The 19,525-nt window shown below is 53.1% G+C and carries 22 protein-coding genes; 19 read left to right on the forward strand and 3 right to left on the reverse strand.

Translation table 11 applies throughout. The annotated features are described in order from the left end of the window. Window positions 1-376: 376 nt before the first annotated feature. Genes BIZ37_RS22350 through BIZ37_RS22385 form a run of 8 tightly spaced genes read left to right on the forward strand, consistent with a single transcriptional unit; the run spans window position 377 to window position 8,491 of the window. Complete coding sequence (locus BIZ37_RS22350) at window positions 377-1,243, forward strand: OmpA family protein (protein ID WP_187463396.1); 867 nt, start codon at window positions 377-379, stop codon at window positions 1,241-1,243. Continuing rightward, on the forward strand, window positions 1,240-2,607 hold the full coding sequence (locus tag BIZ37_RS22355) for a sigma-54 dependent transcriptional regulator (RefSeq protein ID WP_187463397.1): 1,368 nt from the start codon (window positions 1,240-1,242) through the stop codon (window positions 2,605-2,607). Before BIZ37_RS22350 ends, BIZ37_RS22355 begins: the two co-directional genes overlap by 4 nt. A 12-nt stretch (window positions 2,608-2,619) precedes the next feature. Beyond that, window positions 2,620-2,952, forward strand: a complete 333-nt coding sequence (fliE, locus tag BIZ37_RS22360) for a flagellar hook-basal body complex protein FliE (RefSeq protein ID WP_187463398.1) — start codon at window positions 2,620-2,622, stop codon at window positions 2,950-2,952. Between the two features lie 10 nt (window positions 2,953-2,962). Continuing rightward, the gene (gene fliF, locus BIZ37_RS22365; RefSeq protein ID WP_187463399.1) at window positions 2,963-4,717 is read left to right on the forward strand and encodes a flagellar basal-body MS-ring/collar protein FliF; all 1,755 of its coding nucleotides are present in this window, start codon (window positions 2,963-2,965) and stop codon (window positions 4,715-4,717) included. Beyond that, on the forward strand, window positions 4,704-5,735 hold the full coding sequence (locus tag BIZ37_RS22370; RefSeq protein ID WP_187463400.1) for a FliG C-terminal domain-containing protein: 1,032 nt from the start codon (window positions 4,704-4,706) through the stop codon (window positions 5,733-5,735). The genes fliF and BIZ37_RS22370 overlap by 14 nt, the downstream gene beginning before the upstream one ends. Window positions 5,736-5,758: 23 nt before the next feature. Then, complete coding sequence (gene fliH / locus BIZ37_RS22375; protein WP_222939781.1) at window positions 5,759-6,733, forward strand: flagellar assembly protein FliH; 975 nt, start codon at window positions 5,759-5,761, stop codon at window positions 6,731-6,733. Then, window positions 6,730-8,070: a flagellar protein export ATPase FliI gene (gene fliI / locus BIZ37_RS22380; RefSeq protein WP_187463402.1), complete on the forward strand. Its 1,341-nt coding sequence runs from the start codon at window positions 6,730-6,732 to the stop codon at window positions 8,068-8,070. Before fliH ends, fliI begins: the two co-directional genes overlap by 4 nt. Then, window positions 8,063-8,491, forward strand: coding sequence for a flagellar export protein FliJ (locus BIZ37_RS22385; protein WP_187463403.1), 429 nt, complete (start codon window positions 8,063-8,065; stop codon window positions 8,489-8,491). Before fliI ends, BIZ37_RS22385 begins: the two co-directional genes overlap by 8 nt. Window positions 8,492-8,571: 80 nt before the next feature. On the opposite strand, the gene flgN is transcribed toward BIZ37_RS22385, so the two are convergent. The 3 genes from flgN to flgA all read right to left on the reverse strand — a co-directional run bounded on the left by flgN (window position 8,572) and on the right by flgA (window position 10,191). Continuing rightward, window positions 8,572-9,006: a flagellar export chaperone FlgN gene (gene flgN / locus BIZ37_RS22390; protein ID WP_187463404.1), complete on the reverse strand. Its 435-nt coding sequence runs from the start codon at window positions 9,004-9,006 to the stop codon at window positions 8,572-8,574. A 39-nt stretch (window positions 9,007-9,045) separates the two neighbouring features. Then, window positions 9,046-9,354 carry a flagellar biosynthesis anti-sigma factor FlgM gene (gene flgM, locus BIZ37_RS22395; protein WP_187463405.1) on the reverse strand — a complete coding sequence of 103 codons (309 nt, stop codon included), beginning with the start codon at window positions 9,352-9,354 and terminating at the stop codon, window positions 9,046-9,048. 69 nt (window positions 9,355-9,423) lie between these two features. Then, entirely contained in the window at window positions 9,424-10,191 is a 768-nt protein-coding gene (flgA, locus tag BIZ37_RS22400) for a flagellar basal body P-ring formation chaperone FlgA (protein WP_187463406.1), read from the reverse strand. 201 nt (window positions 10,192-10,392) lie between these two features. Here flgA and flgB point away from each other — a divergent pair, with 201 nt between their 5' ends. The 11 genes from flgB to flgL are packed head-to-tail and all read left to right on the forward strand — an operon-like array spanning window position 10,393 to window position 19,321. Then, the gene (flgB, locus tag BIZ37_RS22405) at window positions 10,393-10,761 is read left to right on the forward strand and encodes a flagellar basal body rod protein FlgB (RefSeq protein WP_107300630.1); all 369 of its coding nucleotides are present in this window, start codon (window positions 10,393-10,395) and stop codon (window positions 10,759-10,761) included. Between the two features lie 5 nt (window positions 10,762-10,766). Beyond that, a complete protein-coding gene (flgC, locus tag BIZ37_RS22410) occupies window positions 10,767-11,189 on the forward strand; it encodes a flagellar basal body rod protein FlgC (protein WP_187463407.1) in 423 nt (140 codons plus the stop codon). A gap of 9 nt (window positions 11,190-11,198) precedes the next feature. Then, window positions 11,199-11,915, forward strand: a complete 717-nt coding sequence (locus BIZ37_RS22415) for a flagellar hook capping FlgD N-terminal domain-containing protein (protein ID WP_187463408.1) — start codon at window positions 11,199-11,201, stop codon at window positions 11,913-11,915. Between the two features lie 37 nt (window positions 11,916-11,952). Further along, entirely contained in the window at window positions 11,953-13,155 is a 1,203-nt protein-coding gene (gene flgE / locus BIZ37_RS22420; RefSeq protein WP_187463409.1) for a flagellar hook protein FlgE, read from the forward strand. 10 nt (window positions 13,156-13,165) lie between these two features. Continuing rightward, window positions 13,166-13,897 (forward strand): flagellar basal body rod protein FlgF, encoded by a 732-nt coding sequence (locus tag BIZ37_RS22425; protein ID WP_187463410.1) that lies wholly within the window; start codon window positions 13,166-13,168, stop codon window positions 13,895-13,897. A 9-nt stretch (window positions 13,898-13,906) separates the two neighbouring features. Then, on the forward strand, window positions 13,907-14,692 hold the full coding sequence (gene flgG, locus BIZ37_RS22430) for a flagellar basal-body rod protein FlgG (RefSeq protein WP_187463411.1): 786 nt from the start codon (window positions 13,907-13,909) through the stop codon (window positions 14,690-14,692). A 3-nt stretch (window positions 14,693-14,695) separates the two neighbouring features. After that, complete coding sequence (flgH, locus tag BIZ37_RS22435) at window positions 14,696-15,394, forward strand: flagellar basal body L-ring protein FlgH (protein WP_187463412.1); 699 nt, start codon at window positions 14,696-14,698, stop codon at window positions 15,392-15,394. Between the two features lie 9 nt (window positions 15,395-15,403). Further along, window positions 15,404-16,525, forward strand: a complete 1,122-nt coding sequence (locus tag BIZ37_RS22440) for a flagellar basal body P-ring protein FlgI (protein ID WP_187463413.1) — start codon at window positions 15,404-15,406, stop codon at window positions 16,523-16,525. 9 nt (window positions 16,526-16,534) lie between these two features. After that, window positions 16,535-17,032: a rod-binding protein gene (locus tag BIZ37_RS22445; RefSeq protein ID WP_187463414.1), complete on the forward strand. Its 498-nt coding sequence runs from the start codon at window positions 16,535-16,537 to the stop codon at window positions 17,030-17,032. Beyond that, the gene (gene flgK / locus BIZ37_RS22450; RefSeq protein WP_187463415.1) at window positions 17,029-18,405 is read left to right on the forward strand and encodes a flagellar hook-associated protein FlgK; all 1,377 of its coding nucleotides are present in this window, start codon (window positions 17,029-17,031) and stop codon (window positions 18,403-18,405) included. The genes BIZ37_RS22445 and flgK overlap by 4 nt, the downstream gene beginning before the upstream one ends. Window positions 18,406-18,415: 10 nt before the next feature. Beyond that, window positions 18,416-19,321 carry a flagellar hook-associated protein FlgL gene (flgL, locus tag BIZ37_RS22455; RefSeq protein WP_187463416.1) on the forward strand — a complete coding sequence of 302 codons (906 nt, stop codon included), beginning with the start codon at window positions 18,416-18,418 and terminating at the stop codon, window positions 19,319-19,321. The last annotated feature ends 204 nt before the right edge of the window (window positions 19,322-19,525 follow it).

The raw sequence follows: 19,525 nt of genomic DNA on the forward strand, positions 1-19,525 counted from the left end.
ATTTTTAGATTGTCTTATAAATGTGCGGGTGTGCATGTTTTTTCGGCTTGATTGTTTTGCTTTTGTTAATTTTAGGGTTGTTTGTGGTTTGGGTTGTTTTATGTTTGTTGTCATCGTTTAGTTGTAAGCAAATATTAAACTGTGATCTTAAGCCAAGCAAAATAAATAGGATAAATTACTGCCTAGTAAATCAATTAAATGCTGCCTAATATCCACCCACAATGCCTTGCTTTATTGACAAATATAATATTAGACGTGTCTTGTTGCATATAAGTAAATTAGATATTAATAAAGACATGCGTGCAAGCATTATTTTTCTCGTTGTTTCCCCAGTGCGAAAATAAATAATTTTTACCAGTTAGGCAATTTGTTCAATATGAAAGCAATCAAATCAACCGCAGTGCTTTCTTTGTTAGTTTTTTTATCAAATGATGTAGATGCAACAATTATTCAATCACCATTAGATAAAGTGGATTGGCAATTCTCAGGAGATCGCTTTTCTTGCAAATTAGCAAAGGAACTTAAGTTCGATGGCAGTGTAGCGTTTATTGCAAACTCAGCTCAGCCATATTTGGTTTCCTTTACCAGTAGCCAGCGTCCTTATTTTGTCGATAAGGTTTCGTTAAGCGTCAATTATTCGCCGTGGGAGCAAAATAAGCCTCTGCGGGAATTACTGCAGGGTAAGGAACAGGGTCAGCATGGGCTGACTTTTAGCGGGACAGAATCACTTCATTATCTGCTAAATAAAATGGAAAAAGGGGCATGGGGCCAGATATCGGTCAGCTATAACCAGCACCAAGAAACCAAACGTTGGGATATTCCGTCGGTCAGTTTTGCCCCCGCCTACCAGGCATTCAAGTCCTGCCTGGCACAGATGTTACCGGTGGGCTATGAACAGGCCAGAGACAATACCTTCCTGTTTGCCAGCAGCGAAAGCCGGATCAGTTCCGGACAACGAAAGATGCTTGGTGATATCGCCCGCTATATTCGCTACGACCGCGAAATCAGCGCCTTGCTGATCGATGGCCATACCGATCTTACTGGTAAGTCACTGGACAATTTATGGTTGTCGCGCCAGCGGGCCCAGGCTGTTGCCGATGAGTTAGTTGCGTTGGGTGTTGACCGTAACCTGATCCAGCTACGTGCCCATGGCCAACGTTACCCTGCCCAGCAAGGGACGGGGGATAGTGCCAACCAGCAAAACCGCCGGGTGCAGTTACGTTTGGTCAAGGGGGATGTATGAATAAGGGTAATGTGATCTTTGCCCACCGTTGCCTGGTCCAGGTCGCGGCAGCTATCAAGTTATTGAGCGCGGAAGGTTATAAGGTCTGCAATGCCTCTTCAGCGGTCGATGCTTTGGCGAAATTGCGGGCACAACCAGACAGCTTGCTGTTTGTTGCCGACAACCTGGTAGATATGGACATGCTATCAATTATCCGCCGCGCCAAACAGGTGACGGCTGGCGGGACGGTTGTTGCCATCGTCGATTACCAGCAGAGCAAACTGGCCAGCGATGCCATGCAGGCGGGAGCGGATGATTACCTGTTGCAGCCTTATCAGCCCGAGCAGATCACGGCATTGATGAAGCGTAACCAAATTGTGCAGTCGCCGAAGCGTGAAGTAGTTGCAACCAGTCGGCGCAGCTTGCAGGTGCTGCAAATGGCCCACCGTGCAGCCCAGACCGATGCGACGGTATTGATCACCGGCGAATCAGGTACCGGCAAGGAGGTATTGGCACGGTATGTCCACGAACACTCCCCGCGTAGTGAGGGGCCGTTCGTGGCGATTAACTGTGCGGCGATCCCAGAGAGTATGTTGGAAGCCGTACTGTTCGGCCATACCAAAGGCGCATTTACCGGTGCGACCCAAAGCCAGGCCGGCAAGTTCGAAGAGGCCAATGGCGGCACCCTGCTGTTAGATGAGATTGGCGAAATGCCGCCTGCGCTGCAGGCCAAGCTATTGCGCGTGCTTCAGGAGCGCCAGGTCGAACGCCTTGGTAGCCACCGCTCGATTGCGCTTGATATTCGGATCATTGCTGCAACCAATGTTGATCTGCAGCAAGCGGTTGCCGAGCGCCAATTCCGTCAGGATCTTTATTACCGCCTGGATGTCTTGCCGTTGCAGTGGCCACCGCTGCGTGAGCGGAAGGAAGATATCTTGCCACTAGCTGAGCATTTTATCCGCAAGCTCAATGCGGGATGTTCGGACTCTTGCAGCCTGTCCAACGAAGCACAGCAGGCCCTGCTGCACTACAACTGGCCGGGCAATATTCGTGAATTGGAGAATACCGTGCAGCGTGCCTTAGTGATGCGCCATGGCCATTGGATCACGGCGCAGGACTTGATGCTCAATGACATGCTTAGCACCATGGTTGAGGGGGCAATTACCGAGGTGGTGGAAGATGCCAAGCAAGCCCTCAAGCAAAGCCGCAAGAATGCCGAGCAGCAATTTATCCTCGACACCTTAGCCCGCTTCAAGGGCAAACGAAATGACACGGCACAGGCCCTCGGGATGTCAACCCGTGCACTGCGATACAAGATCGCCGCCATGCGCGAGCAGGGGATCAACATCGATTCATACATTCACCAATCAAGCTCCGCGGCGTAAGGAAAGCACACTATGTCGAATCAGACCTCAATGATGCAGAACGAGATGTTGCAACGCATGTCTGTGATGCGGGAACAAGCCCAAACCGGCAATCAGATTGCTGTGAATACCTCGCATCCGCCTACGGGCAACTTCCAGACTGCCATGCAACAGGCTGTGCGCCGGGTCGATAACCAACAGCATTTTGCCCATCAACTGACGGCAGATGTGGATGCCGGCCGCTCCGATGACTTGGTTGGTGCAATGGTCGCCAGCCAGAAAGCCAGTATTTCTTTTTCAGCATTGACACAGGTAAGGAACAAGCTCTTGGCTGCCTATGACGATGTACTGAAGATGCCTCTGTAGTGAGAAGAAAATGAGTACAACAGTAGCTGAAAATCCAGAACAGGCGCCATCTAACAAGTGGCTGTCATACAAAGAAAAAATCCAACAGCGTTTGGATGGAAAGTATAAGAACGTGGCGCTTATTACTGCACTGGCAGTAATGGTATCGCTATTTATCGTCGTGGTGATGTGGACCCAGAGCAGCCCGTATAAACCCCTTTATGGCACCCAGGAGCGTTACGACAACAGCGAGATCCTATCGGTGCTTGAGCAGGAAAAAATCCAGTTCCAGCTTGATAACGAAACCGGTCAGATCATGGTGCCGGCCAACCGCTTGGCTGATGCTCGGATCACCTTGGCAGCCCGTGGTGTGAAAGCCAAATTGCCAGAAGGGTTGGAAATTCTCGACCGCAGTTCCGGCCTTGGCACTAGCCAGTTTATTGAGAACGCTCGCTACCGTCAGGGACTAGAGGGTGAGCTAGCCCGAACTATCCTGGCTATCCGTGCCGTCAACCATGCTCGGGTGCATTTAGCGATCCCTAACCGTACCTTGTTTGTTGGTATCAACGAGGAGAAGCCGTCGGCGGCGGTAATGCTGGAGCTCGAGCCAGGGATGCAACTCGATCAACCCCAAGTTGAAGCGATAGTGAATTTGGTTAGCGGAAGTATTACTGGCATGGCGGCGGATGCTGTGTCGGTGGTGGATCAGTACGGCAACCTGTTGAGTGCCGATCTGGCAATGGGGCAGCAGTCCCAAGTCAATGTACGATTCCATGAACTTCAGCAACGGGTCGAGCGTGACATCGTACGCCGGGCCGGCGATATGTTAGCCCCCTTGCTGGGCGTTGGGAACTTCCGGGTCCAGGTTGCGGCAACATTGAATTTCGACCAAATCGAAGAGACCCACGAGTCTGTCGATAGCGACCCGGTTTTGCGGACCGAATTTACCAAGCAGGATCAGACCCAGGGCCAGTTGGCAATGGGGATCCCGGGGGCACTGAGCAATCAGCCCACAGGGGATGAAGGCCCAGCCAGCAATGAAACCCGTAATGAGCGTGCCGAGCTCAGCCGCCAATATGATGTTGGCCGCAAGATCCGCCATACCCGCCATGCCCAGGGCGGTATAGAAATGTTATCAGTCTCAGTGTTGCTCAACGACGATGTTCATGAACAAGGTTGGCAACAAGTACAATTGGAGCAAATAGCCCAAATGGTTAAAGATTCCGTCGGATATGTCGCCGAACGAGGCGACCAGTTCAGCCTACATGCATTCAACTTTGCCCGTGCGATAGACACCGCGCCGGTTGATACCCCATGGTGGCACGATCAGCAGTTGCTGTTACTGGCTAAGTACGGTGTTTATGCGTTGCTCGGTTTGTCATTTATCGTGCTGGTGCTTCGCCCGTTGGTCAAAGCGCTACAGCGCCCGGCACCAGTGACCACGGCATTAGCAGCAACACCTGAAGGCAGTGTTGAGCTTGTTGCCGACGAAGAGCTGCCAGCCGCTGAACCGGCGAGCGAATATAAGCCGGTTAGTATTCCTTCAGGCGGCAGCGAGCAGGATCTGGCAGATGCCTTGTTAGACTCGATTGCCCAAGGGGGCATGATGGCCGAGGAGAGTGAGCCACAGCCTGCTACCGAAGCCGAGTTTGATTTGTCTACCTTACCGCCACCTGGCTCTGAGCTGGAAGTGCAGGTCAAGCACCTGCAAAAATTGACCGAAATTGAACCAGAGCGTGTCGCAGAAGTGATCAAAAAGTGGGTGAACAGCAATGAGTCTAAGTAATTTTAGCCACCTGGCAGACGGTGATGTACTGCTAGACCCGATGGAGCAGACGGCAATTTTGTTGCTTAGCATGGGAGAAGAGTCGGCTTCGCAGGTAATGCGCCATATGTCACGGGACGAATTGCTCAAGGTCAGCCATGCCATGGCCAAGCAGCCCGCGATCCGCAGTATCGAGGCGCGCTTCGTGCTGCAGGGCTTTTTTGAAGAGTTCCGTGCCCAGTCAGGGATCAGCGGGGCATCACGAACCTTCTTGCAACGTACCTTGGATAAAGCGCTGGGTGGCCGTTTGGCCCGTAACCTGCTGGATACGATATACGGCGATGAGATCCGTACCACGATGCAGCGACTGCAATGGATCGAACCCAAGCACCTTGCCAAGTTCCTGATGAACGAGCATATCCAGATGCAGGCGGTATTTATTGCCTTCCTGCCACCGGATATTGCCTCGCTGGTACTTGTCGAGTTGCCGGCGGAGCAGCAGAAAGACGTACTTCGCCGTATTGCGGTATTGACTGAAGTCAGTCGTGAAGTGGCTGTGGAACTGCAGGACTTGGTAGACCGCTGTATCGAGTACTTGGCTGAAAACTCAAGTGCGGTGATCGAAGGAGAGAAGCAGGTAGCCGATATCATCAACCGCTTCACCGGTGATCAGATGGCCCTGATGACAGCGCTTGAAGAGCACGATACAGATCTGGCTGACCGCCTCAAGAACAAGATGTACGAGTTCTCTATCCTTACCCGCCAGCCTGAAGCCGTTCGCCTACGTATTCTGGAAGAGTTGCCAACGGATCTGCTAGCCATGGCACTGAAAGGGGCAGACTCCGCCATGCGCAAATCGCTGCTCGCGATCTTGCCACGCCGTATGCAGCAGTCGATGGAAACAGAAATCGCCCAGCTTGGCAAAGTGTCGGTGCGCCAGGTACAGGAAGCCCGCGCGGAGATCATGGATTACGTCCGCGAGCTCAATGAATCTAAGGTGATTAGTCTGCAGCTTTACCAAGAAACGACGGTGGAATAGCCATGTTTAGACGAAATAGAATCATGCGGTTACAGCCTAGCCAGTTCCGTAGTCATCGCTTTCCGCCGTTGGTCGATGCAGAGGCCATGGCTCAGGCTGCGGGGTCAACGCATAGTCAGCAACCGGAAAATGCGCCGGGGGCTGGGCCGAGCAGTGATTTTGATGCAGACCTAGGACTGGGCGAGGAGTTTGATATAGATGAATTGGGCTTCGATAATCTGGCTATGGACGACTTTGGCCTTGATGAGTTGAGTGAAGATGCCCGCTTGCTGCAAGATTCCCGGACAATGACAGGAGCAGGGGAGGAGCCGGTGCTTGACCCGGTTCCTGAGCCGCGCCAGCAGGAGGATTTCCAGGCCCAGTTCAACCAAGGGTTTCAACAGGGGATGACCCGGGGTCATGAAGAGGGCCTGCAGCAGGGTATTGAGCAGGGGCAGCAGCAGGGTTTTGAACAGGGTATCCAGCAAGGCTGTGAACAGGGTATAAAGCAAGGGATTGAGGAAGGCAAGGCCCAGTTTATCAAGGCCACGGCCCCTTTTGCCCTGATGCACCAGCAAACCGCCGAGTTGTTTGCCGACCACGAACGCCGCCAGCGAGAGCAGGTCTGCGAATTGGTTCAGAAAGTTGCGCAGCAAGTGATCCGCTGTGAGCTGGCACTGCAACCGCAACAGATCATGGCTTTGGTGGAGGAAACCCTCGAGAGCCTGCCGGGCGAGCCGCAGGGCTTGAAGGTCAAAATGGCGCGGGAGGAGTTCACCCATCTGGAGAAAGTCGCGAGCGATAAAATTGACGAATGGAACATTGTCTGCGATGACACCCTGCGCCAAGGTGAATGCCGTGTCGTGACCAAGAATGCCGAAGCCGATGCCGGTTGTGAGCAACGGCTTGATACCTGTATGTCAGCCGTTAAAGCCCACCTGCTCGATGAGCAAGTTGCCGTTGAATCAAGCCAGGTCTCTGAGCAAGAGAAAAATGGGGAAGTTAGACAGGTATCATGAGTAACATAATCGATTACCGCCTGGAACAAGCCCTGGCTTCACTCGATTCGGTCCCGGTGGCGAAAGTTACCGGGAGGCTGGTGAAAGTCACTGGGCTGATGCTAGAAGCGGTGGGGTGTCGTTTGCTTACCGGCCAGCGTTGCCTGGTGGAAACCGGCAACGGTACTAAGATAGAAGCGCAAACTGTCGGCTTCAACCGCGAGGTGGCTTACCTAATGCCGGTTGGTAATGCATCCGGGTTGTTTTCTGGGGCCAAGGTGTGGCCGCTCGAAGGCGAAAGCCAACTCCGTATCGGCCCGCAGTGGCTTGGCCGGGTACTCAATGGCCTTGGTGAGCCGCTTGACCGCTTGGGGCCAGTGCTAGGCCAAGATGATATTAGCCTTGATAGCGAAAATATTAACCCGATGTCGCGGCGCCCGATTGATGGTGCGCTGGATGTCGGTATCCGGGCGATGAATAGTTTACTGACCCTGGGCAAGGGGCAGCGAATTGGTTTGTTTGCTGGTAGCGGTGTCGGTAAAAGTGTGTTGCTCGGGATGATCACCCGCCAGACCAGTGCTGATGTGGTAGTGGTTGGTTTGATTGGCGAGCGTGGTCGTGAGGTGAAGGAATTTATCGAGCATTCCTTGGGCCCTGAAGGGCTGGCTCGGGCTGTCGTTATTGCGGCCCCGGCCGATGAGTCACCATTGATGCGTCTGCGGGCCTCCCAGCTTTGTCACCGGGTTGCGGAGTACTACCGTGATCAGGGCAAGGATGTGCTGTTGCTGATGGACTCGTTGACCCGTTTTGCCATGGCACAACGTGAAATCGCACTGGCATTGGGGGAGCCACCGGCCACCAAGGGCTATCCGCCGTCGGTCTTTAGTATGCTACCGCAATTGGTTGAGCGGGCTGGTAACAGCGCCTCGCAGCAGGGCAGTATGAGTGCAATTTATACGGTGTTGGCTGAAGGGGACGATCAGCAGGATCCTATTGCAGACAGCGCCCGTGCAATCCTCGATGGCCACGTGGTCTTGAGCCGCCAGTTGGCAGAGGCCGGGCACTATCCGGCGATTGATATCTCCCAGTCTATCTCGCGGACTATGCCTCAGGTCGTGGGCAAGGAGCAACTCCGTTATGCGATGCGCTTCAAGCAACTTTACAGCCGTTATCAAGAAGTGCGTGAGCTGATCCCGCTTGGTGGCTATCAGCCGGGCAATGATCCGGAAATGGATCAGGCAGTGGTCGCCTATCCTAAACTGGTGGCTTTTCTGCAGCAGGAGATGGATGAAAGCGCAGATTGGCAAACGGTAAATAACCAGATGCAACAATTGATACAGGAGCTGAACCTTGGCTAAGCACCCGCAGGCACTGGATAGGTTCCGCCAGATTAGGCAGGGCGAGTTGGAAAAGCTCGGCCAGCAGTACCAGCAAAAACAGCTAGACAGTGCCAACCATTTGCAAAAGCTTGAGCAACTCGGGGAGCTGTATGACTCATGCCAGGTGGTTGCCGGTGAAACGGCACTGGCTTGGAATAACCGCTTTGCCCTTCGTGATCACCTTAAACATCTAGCAGAAATCCAGAGCCAGACTTTGGCTCTGTCAAAGGCTGAAGAGGCTAGTCTAAAACAGCATGTTACCCAACAGCACGTGAAAGTGAAAAGCCTTGATAGTGTGATTGATAAGCGCCGTCAGCATCACGAAAGACAGTTAGCGAGAAGCGAGCAAAAGCTGATGGATGAAATGGCAATGCAGCGGTTCATCCAGGCTAATTATTGATAGAGGATGGTGATACTGAATTAACGAACAACGCCACAGCATCTGCTGTGGCGTTTTTGTTTTATTTGATCTGCTAGGAGCTAAAGCGGTTGGTACGTTGCTTCACTTTCTTGGTGCAGGACCTGGCCGAGTATTTCCTGCTGCATACTGAGCAGGCGGCTGTTGCGGTCATTTTGCTCCATACAGCTGTTAACGAGGTCTTTTAGCTCACACCATTTATGGTCGACAGGTTGGCGGTACTGGTTCGGAAGGGCAGAGATCAGGCGGTTGACACTGTCCGGTGAGCTTTCCATACCAAGTTGTCCCAGCAACCAGCTTCGGTGATCAGCGCGCTGTTGTAATTGGGCTATTAGCTTTTGGTGTGGCCCAGTCATCGCAGTGAGTTTTTCGCTGTTGCGGTGCAGCATATTGTGGTGCTGCACCTTCAACAATTGATGGAGCTTTTGGTAATCAGCCAGATCAAGATTGATATCCTGGACAAATGCCTTGATCACTGATGCGGGTTTTTGGCTCATGGTATTCAACTTCCGTCGTGTAATCTATCTCGTCCTGAATTAATCGCGACGATGCGCACCGCGGATGCTGGCAGCCAGGCCATCGAGGTCGACCTCGTAATTGCCACTGGCAAGCAAGGTGCGGATTTCATTGACCTTTGTCATGTCCACATCGGGAATACGCTTCAGCTCCTGCTGGAGGTTATCCAGACTCTGGGCCTGCGGGCTGACATCGGCACTTGGCTTGGTCACAGAAGCGACCGGCTTAGGTGAGGTTGATATGTCTTTGCTACTTGCTTCTGGTGTTTTCTGAGGTTGGCTCTGAGCCGCAGTGGCTAGCTGCAAACCTGCTTTAGTTGACTCGATCATGGCAGTTCTCCTGACTTCTTCTCCGATACTTTGGTTAAACGACCAAGCCGGCTGAGAGATTAAATCAAATTAGAAAAGCGTGGTGACCAGCCCTGGCCTGGCTACCGTTGCCTGGATCACCTTGCCGGAACTGTTGTTCCTCACCCGTATCTGTTGCTCTTCGTACCCGCCTTCGAGGGCTGTCCCCTGCATGTTGGCACTGAACTGCCCGCTGCTGGCTTGGATGATCACACTGTCTCCGGCAGAAACGACATAGGCCGGGCTTAGGTGCGAGGGAGAAAGCTGCTGGCCGCGACGGATTTGCCTCAGGGCACGCAAGCCAAGATAGTCCTGCTTTGAAGCGAAGAACTCACGGTTGATGGTGGCAATATCCGTTGGCTCCAGAACAATGTCACCGTCGGTGATAACGGCGTCCTTGCTGAGGGTCTTGGCAGCAAAAGCAACCGGTGCTGTGATGCTGACATCGGCCTGTACGGTGATCTGCCATGATTCGGGCTGGTTGCAACGGGCCGAAAAACGCAGGCGGCCGGCAGGGTAGCGGCGCCGGTCGATGCGCTCGATATCTAACGGAGAGCGGCATTCCCCAAGCCGCCGGCTTCCGCCCGGTAGCCTCAGCGAAATATCGGGTTGCGCTGGTGGCCAATGGTGCTGCACCGCTGCGCGCTTTATCTCTTGCTCAATGGTGCTGGTGACCTGGATATGTATTTGGCTCTCGGCGCTGGTATGTCTGGGTTCGTCCTCAGTGGCTCGGGCCGCAGCAACGGGGTGGGCTACAGCCAATATCAGCAGTAGAGCGATAAAAACCACAGCTCGTGCGTCTCGGGTCAAGTTTACCATTTGGTGTGTTCCATCATGTTTGTCCTTGGTGCGGAATGGCTTCCGCTTTGCTGTTTCCGCCTATCTTCCTATGGCGGAAGTAGCGCTTCCGCTAGCGCAGGGTTTGTATTTTATTTTGTTTTAAATCAGCGCCTTAAAAGTTGGCATGGTAATTGTTAGTGACAGTCCAGATATTAAAATTCTTGCAATCAAGGACACCAAATGGGAATCAACTTTGACAAGGCCCTCGGCATTCACCCGCACACTTTAAACCTTCGTACCGAGCGTGCCAAGGTGCTGGCGGGTAACCTGGCTAATGTCGACACTCCGGGGTTCAAAGCACGCGATTTTGATTTTCAGGCTGCTATTGCCTCCGTTGAAGCGCAGCAGCGCCAATACGGCCAGGTTCAGTCGCAAACGTCCCCAGCACTGCAGTTCCGTAATCCTTACAACAATACAATGGACGGCAATACCGTTGAATTGGGGGTAGAGCAGGCCCATTACGCCCAGAACGCGATGGATTTCGAAACCAGCCTGACTTTTTTGAACATGAAATTCCAAGGGCTAGCGACAGCTATTCAAGGACAGTAACCGTTATGTCATTTAGTGAAATTTACCAAATCGCAGGTTCGGCTATGACTGCCCAAACCATGCGCCTTAATACCATTGCCAGTAACTTGGCCAATGCTGATGCCGGCTCAACCACGGAAGCAGGAACGTACCGCAGCCATAAGCCGGTGTTTGCCACTGTGTACGAAAACAGCCAGTTCCAGGCTAACCAGCGAGCCGGGGCCCGCGTTCAAATCATGGATGTCGTGCCTGTCGAAGGGGAGCTTGACCGCCGGTACGAGCCGGGTAACCCGATCGCTGATGCCGACGGCTATGTGTTCTATCCCAACGTGGATGTGGTGTCGGAAATGGCAGATATGATGTCGGCTTCACGCAGCTTTGAAACCAGTGTTGATGTCCTGGGGCGTGCGCGCAGCATGCAGCAGGGTTTGTTGAAGCTAGGCCAGTAAGGGGGCGTGATGAGTACTCCATATGTCACCAATAGCGGCGGTGCGACTACAAACAGCGGGCAAGACCCGATTGCCAGCAACGGCCAGCAGGACAACACCTTCCTGACGTTGATGATTGCCCAGATCCAGAACCAGACTCCGTTAGATCCGCTGGATACTACCCAGTTTATGACTCAGTTGGCGCAGATGACCCAGGTCGAGACCATGCAGAATATGAACAATACCGTGGTTAACCAGATGGTACTGCTGGATAACATCCAGGTGCTAACTACCGCCGGCATGGTAGGCCAAGACGTCCGCGTGACCACCGACACTTTGGAGTTGGAAGGCAACCCGCTGGATGCCGTCATTGAGCTAGATAGCCAGGTTGATGATCTCAAAGTGGAAATCCGTAATGACGCTGGCGAACTGGTTGAAACCATTGAGTTAGGTGCCAATGGCGAGGGCGAAGTGGCCTTTGTGATTGACCCTGAGGCTCTGGGGCTGAAAGACGGCCAGTACGATCTGGCGGTGGTCACCAGCGATGCCGACTACAAGCCGGATGTCATGGTGGCAGGTACTATCGAGAAAATGCGTATTCCGCCGGGCGGCGGCTCACCGGAGTTCCTGATTGGTGGCGTCGGTTATGTACCTTTCTTCAACGTCAACCAGTATGGCGAATCAAACAGTGGTGGCAATAACGGCACCGAACCCACTCCTTTATTTACGTTGGCTGGCCGCCGCTAGCGGCCCGCAAAAACTAGGTTAGCAAGAGAAGAATAGAATGAGCTTTAACATTGCAATGAGTGGTTTGAATACCACCTCTCAGGAATTGAACACTATCAGTAACAACATCGCTAACGTATCAACCGTTGGTTTCAAATCATCCCGTGCCGAATTTGCGGCACTGATGAACGGTGGCATGGGCGGTGGTGTTGAATTGGCCAGCCTATCCCAGTCATTCAATGAAGGTGGCTTCACGATGACAGGCCGCACTACCGACCTAGCCATCGGTGGTAATGGCATGTTTGTCCTGCAGGGTGAAGACGGCAGTTACACTTACACCCGTGCCGGTATGTTCCAGCAAGACAAAGATAATTATCTGGTCAACAGTGCAGGCTTGCGCTTGCAAGGCTACACCACAGATGGCAACGGTAACTTACAGACAGGTTCTGTTGGCGATCTGCAGGTTTCAACGGGTTCAGTCGCTGCAAAAGCCACAGACCGTGTTGATTTCCAAGCGAACCTAGATGCAGGTGCTTCAGAGATTGTTGATGAAAACGGTGATCGTATCCCGTTTGATCCAGAGGACAGCAACAGCTTCAACTCTTCCTACACCACAACGGTATATGACTCTTTGGGTAACGAACACACCCTGACTCAGTACTTCGTAAAAACCGGTGAAAACGAGTGGGAAGTGCATTACGCCATGAACGGTGAAGTCATGGAAGATGAATCCGGCCAGGTATTGGAATTTGACGAAAGCGGTAAGTTGGTAGAACCAACAGGCAACATCAACCTGACGTTTGCCCCAGAAGGCGCTGCAGAGATGAATATTGCCCTTTCTATGTCGGGTACGACCCAGTTTGGTAGTGAATTTGCCGTATCAACCAACCGCAGCAACGGTCACACTGCCGGTGAGCTGACAGGTATTTCTATCGACGATGAAGGCATGGTTTTCGCCAACTACAGCAATGGTGAGCAAATGCTTCAGGGGCAGGTGGTACTGGCTGATTTCCCGAATACGGGCGGCTTGATGCAGACCGGTAACACCGGTTGGACAGCGACTCAGGCATCGGGCCAGCCACTGATTGGTGTACCGGGTACAGGTACGCTGGGGGGTCTTTATTCTGGTTACATCGAAGAATCAAACGTTGACCTGACCGGCGAATTGGTCGGCTTGATGACAGCCCAGCGTAACTACCAGGCCAATGCCCAGTCTTTGTCCACCCAGCAGCAGCTAACCCAAGTGCTGTTCAACATGTAAGGGCACTAGTGTGGATCGTTTGATTTATACCGCAGCAAGCGGGGCGGGGCGGGTATTCAATGCCCAGCAGGTACGCGCCAATAACCTAGCCAATATCAATACCCATGGCTTCCGTGCAGACATGGAACGCGCCCAGGCGTATGCCGTGCAGGGCAATGGTTTTGACAGCCGCACCATGGTCCAGGCCCAGTCGGCAGGCACCCGTTTTGATGCCGCAGAGCTACAAACAACAGGGCGTGAGCTTGACCTGGCTATTCGTGGTGATGGCTTTTTTACCGTCCAGTTACCCGATGGCGATGAGGCTTACACCCGCTCGGGCGCCATTGAGCGCACCGATGAGGGTGACCTGCACATTGGCGGGTTGCCGGTATTGGCAGACGGCGGTGATGTGGTGAATGTCCCGCTTTATAGCAGCATCGAGTTTGGCGATAACGGCCTGATCAATATTGTACCTGAAGGGGAAGTGCTGGCGGTGGAAGTTGCCCGCCTCAAGTTGGTTAATCCCGAGGTGCAAGAGCTGGGCAAGCTGGAAAACGGCCTTTTTGTAACCAATGACCGTGAGCCGCTCAATGACGACGAGACCGTGATGATGGTGTCGGGCTTTTTGGAGCAGAGTAACGTGGTGGCCGTTGAGGAAATGGTGGCTTCAATGCAGCTGAGCCGCAACTTTGAGATGCAGCTGAAAATGATGCAGACCGCAGAAAAAATTGCAGAAGCAGGCAACCGCCTGATCAGAGCGTAAGGATAAGAGATGAACGCAGCACTATGGATCAGTAAAACCGGTTTGGCCGCCCAGGACACCAAGATGGCGACCATTTCCAATAACTTAGCCAACGTCAACACGGTTGGCTACAAACGCGACCGTGTCGCGTTTGAAGATCTGTTCTATCAAATCCAGCGCCAGCCGGGGGCGATGGCCGATGAAATCAATGAACTGCCTACCGGTATCCAGCTTGGGTCGGGGGTTCGTGTCGTTGGTACCCAGAAGGTCTTCACTGAGGGCATGTACCAAACCACTAACCAGAGTTTGGATGTCGCCATTGATGGTAAAGGCTTCTTTGAGCTGGAAACCCCGGACGGTGAACAGGCTTTTACCCGTAATGGCCAGTTCCACCTGAACTCAGACGGCCTGCTGGTCAACACCCAGGGCTTGCCGCTGGCGCAGCAAATCCAGGTACCGGAAGATGCCGAAACGATCACTATCGGCAGTGATGGTATCGTGTCGGTCAAGATTGCCAACGACGATATGCCGCAGGAAATTGGCCAGATCACCTTGGCTAACTTTATCAATCCGGCCGGCCTTGAAGCGATGGGCGGAAACCTGTTCCGCGCAACCGCCTCAAGTGGCGAGATCATTGATGGTATTGCCGGTGAAGGTGCCTTTGGCCAACTCAAGCAAGGTGTGCTGGAAGGGTCTAACGTCCAGGTGGTGGAAGAAATGGTCGATATGATCACCACCCAGCGCGGCTACGAGATGAATGCCAAGGCACTGTCTTCTGCTGACGAAATGCTGCAGTACGTTTCTCAGGTACTGTAACTTATGGCCGGATTGACAAAAGTGAACACCGTTAGACGTCTGGGGGCATGGCTGGCTGCTATGCTCCTGGCCGGTTGCTCGTCGACCCCCTCCTTGATTGATGAGCGCCCTGCACCGGATGATTTGGACTACGCGCCGCCGATGCTCGACTACTCCCTGCCGGATGCCCGTAGTGGCTCGGTTTACCGTGACGGTTATATGTGGACCTTGTTCCAGGACCGCCGCGCCTACCGGGTCGGCGACATGCTGACCGTCTCGCTGGATGAAGATACCCGCTCGAGCAAGCAGGCCAATACCAACTTTGGCAAGAATGCCAGTGGTGGCCTGATGGGCAGCTTCTCGAGCAACTCAAACAGTGGCAGTGCCGGGGCTGATATCTCGGGTGAGCGTGATTTTCGCGGTAGCTCGGCCAGCTCGCAGCGCAACTCCTTGAGTGGCTCGATTACGGTCATGGTGCACGAAGTGCTGCCAAATGGCGTGCTGCGGATCAAGGGGGAAAAATGGATTCGCCTCAACCAAGGTGATGAGTTTATCCGTCTTGATGGTCTGGTGCGGGTCGACGATATCGACAACGGTAATCAGATCTCCTCCCAGCGAGTCGGTGATGCCCGCATAGCCTATTCGCAAAGCGGTGTACTGGCCGATGCCAACGAAGCTGGCTGGTTGACCAAGCTGTTTGTCAATCCGCTGTTCCCACTCTAACGAGGCATTATGTTTAAGCAACTTTTCATTTTACTGTCGGTATTAGTGGTGCCTTTCATGTTTGTCGATACAGCCAGTGCCGAAACCAATGAGCGTCACTTGATTGACCTCGTGGATATCCAAGGGCTGAGGGACAACCAGTTGATAGGCTATGGCCTCGTGGTTGGTCTCGATGGCACGGGTGATCGCAACCAGGTGAAATTCACCAGCCAGTCGGTTACCAACATGCTGCGCCAGTTTGGCTTGCAGCTGCCGGATAATATCGACCCGAAATTGCGTAACGTCGCTGCGGTAAGCGTACATGCATCAATTCCGCCTTTAGCGGGGCCGGGGCAGACTATCGATGTCACGGTGTCATCGATTGGTGATGCTAAGAGCCTGCGCGGGGGCAGTCTGGTCATGACGCCGCTTCGTGCTATTGATGGCCAGATTTACGCCGTTGCCCAAGGGAGCCTAGTTGTGGCTGGTGTGAAAGCCGAAGGCCGCTCAGGCTCCAGTATTACCGTCAATGTACCAACTACAGGGCGCATTCCGGGCGGGGCAATAGTTGAGGAAGAAATCCCTTCGGACTTTTCCACCCAACCGAAAGTAACGTTGAACCTGCTGCGCCCGAACTTCACTACCGCGCGTAATATCTCACGCCAGATTGATGACACTTTCGGCCCGGATACTGCGGTGGCGGTTAGCAATGCCAGAGTCGAAGTATCTGCACCGAAGGATTTTGAGCAGCGGGTAATTTTCATGTCGATGCTGGAAGATATGACCGTCGATATTGGCCGCCAGCGCGCAAGGGTCGTCTTCAACAGCCGTACCGGTACCGTTGTTGTCGGTAACGGTGTACGTATTGGCCGTGCAGCTGTTAGCCACGGAAACCTGACAGTGACAATTGCCGAGTCGTTCAATGTTAGCCAGCCGAACGCCTTTGGTGGCGGTAATACGGTTGTGACGCCAGAGTCTGATTTGAATATCAACCATGAGACAAACCCGATGTTTATCTGGCCGGAAGGGGTTGAGCTGGAAACGATTGTTTCAGCAGTAAACAGCCTAGGCGCCTCTCCCGACGACCTGATTGCCATTTTGCAGGCACTCCATTCATCCGGTGCACTGGATGCCGAGCTGGTCGTGATTTAAGGACAAGCAATGACAGTAACAGTTTTACCGGTTGATGCCATGGCGCTGCAGCCAATGGCAACCAGCCGGATAGCAACCAACCCCCATACCGGAACGGTGACCACATTTGATAGCCGCCAGTTAGCTGAACTCAAGGCGAGTGGTGATCAGCAGCAGGCAATCCAGACAGTAGCCGAGCAGTTTGAGTCCCTGTTTTTGCAGATGGTGCTCAAGCAAATGCGCAAAGCGAGCGAAGCCCTCAATGCCGATGATGACAACGCCCTGTTTGGCAGCCGTGAACACAAAACCTACCAAGAGTTTTTCGATGGCCAAATCGCCATTGAAATGTCGAAAAGCCAGCTTGGGTTGGCGGAAGTCATTGTCCGTCAACTCGGTGGTGAAGAAGGGTTTAAGGATGCCAGCAACGAGGTCGCTTTAACTTCAGGTAAGGCAGAGCAAGGTCCGCTCGCGGGCAGCGCATTTAGCCAGTCTTTGCTGCATTTCAACCGTGAGGGCACTAACGCATGAGTTTAATGAATATCGGCTTGTCTGGACTACAGGCAAGCCAAGTGGGCATGAATGTCACGGCCCAGAACGTAGCCAATATCAATACCCCGGGCTACAGCCGCCAGCAGGTACAGCTATCTGCCGTCGGCTCAACCAGCATGAGCATGAAAGATGCGGGTAACGGGGTATCGGTCAATGCTATCCGCCGCGTGACGGATCAGTACCAGACCAACCAGATCTTCCGTGCCGGCTCAATGCTGGGAGCCGCCTCGACGTCTGCCCAGCAACTCAAGCGGCTAGAGACGCTGCTGTCCGGTGATTCGATGGATCTGAGCCAGGGGTTTGACAGCTTTTTCTCTGCCCTTAATGGTGCCAGCGTCTCGCCTTATGGCTCAGCCCACCGCTCGCTGATCATCAGTGAGGCGGAAGCGCTGGGTAACCGTTTCAACCAGCTAAGTAGTTCGCTAGATGGTCAGTACGATGATTTGTCCCAGCAGCGCAGCAGTGCAGTTTCTCAGGCTAATAGCTTGTTGTCGAATATCGGCAAGCTCAATGAAGAAATCCGCAAGGGTGAGGCGTCTGGGGCAAATACGTCAGCGTTGCAGGATGAGCGTGATGTCCTGATTGCTGAACTGTCCGAAATTGTTGACGTGCGTATTACCGATGCCGGTGATGGTACGTTGAACATTGCCCTGCCAAATGGCCAGCCGTTGGTGATGGGCAATCAGGTGGCTCAGTTTAACCTTGAATCTGATCCGAATAATCCGCGAAGCGATGTGTTGTCACTGGAGTTGAACGGCCAGAGCTTCCCAATTGATGACGATATGGGCGGCAAACTGGGCGCCTTGATTGAGTACGAGCGTGATGTGCTGGTGCCAACCCAAGAAGCCATTAACGATATCGCTTTTGAGTTTGCCCAGGCTTTCAACGACCAGTTGGCTCAGGGCTTTGACCTCAATGGCGAACCCGGTAAACCGCTGTTCGTATTCGATCCGGAAAACCCAGCAGCCACCTTGTCGATCAACCCGGACTTCAAACCAGAGGACTTGGCCTTATCTGGTGACGGCACGCCGGGTAATACCGATAACTTGCTGAAACTGATTGAGATTAAAGATCAAGAGTTCGAAATTGGTGATCTAGGTAGCCAGACATTGGGTAGTGCGTTTAATTCCTTATTGAGTGATATTGCCGTTAAAAGCCGCCAGGCCCAGTCCGATCACGACGCGGCCAGCAACATCTACCTGCAGGCGACGATTGAAAAGTCTGCCACCAGTGGCGTCAACCTGGATGAGGAAGCGGTGAGCCTGATGATGTACCAGCAGGCTTATCAAGCCAATATGCAGGTGATCAACGCTTCAAACCAGATGTTTGCCTCTGTTATGCAGTTATTCTAAGGAACCTTTGATGCGTGTAAGTACTAATCAATACAGCCAGATGATGTCTGGCAGCCTGAGCCAGAATTCCTTGGGCATCAATAAAATCATGCAGCAGATGGCGACCGGCAAGCGCTTGTTGGTGCCTTCTGACGACCCGATGGCATCTAGCCGGGTGATGAACCTAAAGCGTGAGCAGGCGGCGATCAGCCAATATCAGGGCAATATCGATCAAGCGGACATGGCGCTGAAAAAGCAGGAAACTTACCTTAGCAGTGCGGTTGATGTGCTGCATCAAATGCGCGATCTGATGCTGTGGGCCGGTAACGGTGCCAATGGCCCAGATGAATTGGCGGCGATGGCCAACGAGCTTGAGCATTTGCAAGATAGCTTGGTGAGCTTGGTCAATTCCAAGGATGAAAATGGCAAATACATCTTTGCGGGTAACGAAGTTAATACCCAGCCGCTGGTCAAAGATGAAGAAGGTAACTGGATTTACCAAGGGGATACCGGTATCCGTGAAGTCGTCGTCGGTGATGGTGTGACTATCCAGCTCAACGTCAATGCCCAGGATATGTTCTTCTCAGGCGGAACTGATATTTTCAACCAACTTGATGAACTGATTGGCGCGCTGCGTGACCCGGACTTCGATATGTCAGGCAGTGATATTATCGAGCGCAGCCTTGATGTGTTGGATGATACCATGCAGGCAGTCTCGGGTACGGTGACAAGCCTGGGTAGCCGCCAGAATGCCTTGACCACCATGCAGGACGGCCACAGCGAGGTTGAGCTCTTCAACAATGACCTGATAGGCCAACTTGAAGACCTTGATTACGCCGATGCCATGGTGCAATACAACAATTACTTGTTGGCCTTGCAGGCAACCCAATCAACCTATGTCAAAACGGCTAGTCTGTCGCTATTTAGTATTATGTAACTCTTACCCTGCCGGGCAGCTCGGCAGGGTATTTTTCGATTGATGGAAAACACATGGTTTCTCAGGTAAATGATCTTCGCTCGGCAGCAGCCAGTGCCAGTCGCCAGCAGCAGGTAATCGCAAGGCCGGCCACTAAAACGGCCACCGTACCTGATAACAAGCAGCCGGATCCATTGCGCCTGTCGCAAACCCTGACCCCGGAAC

This window comes from Photobacterium sp. BZF1 (assembly GCF_014349205.1).
Classification (GTDB): domain Bacteria; phylum Pseudomonadota; class Gammaproteobacteria; order Enterobacterales; family Vibrionaceae; genus Photobacterium.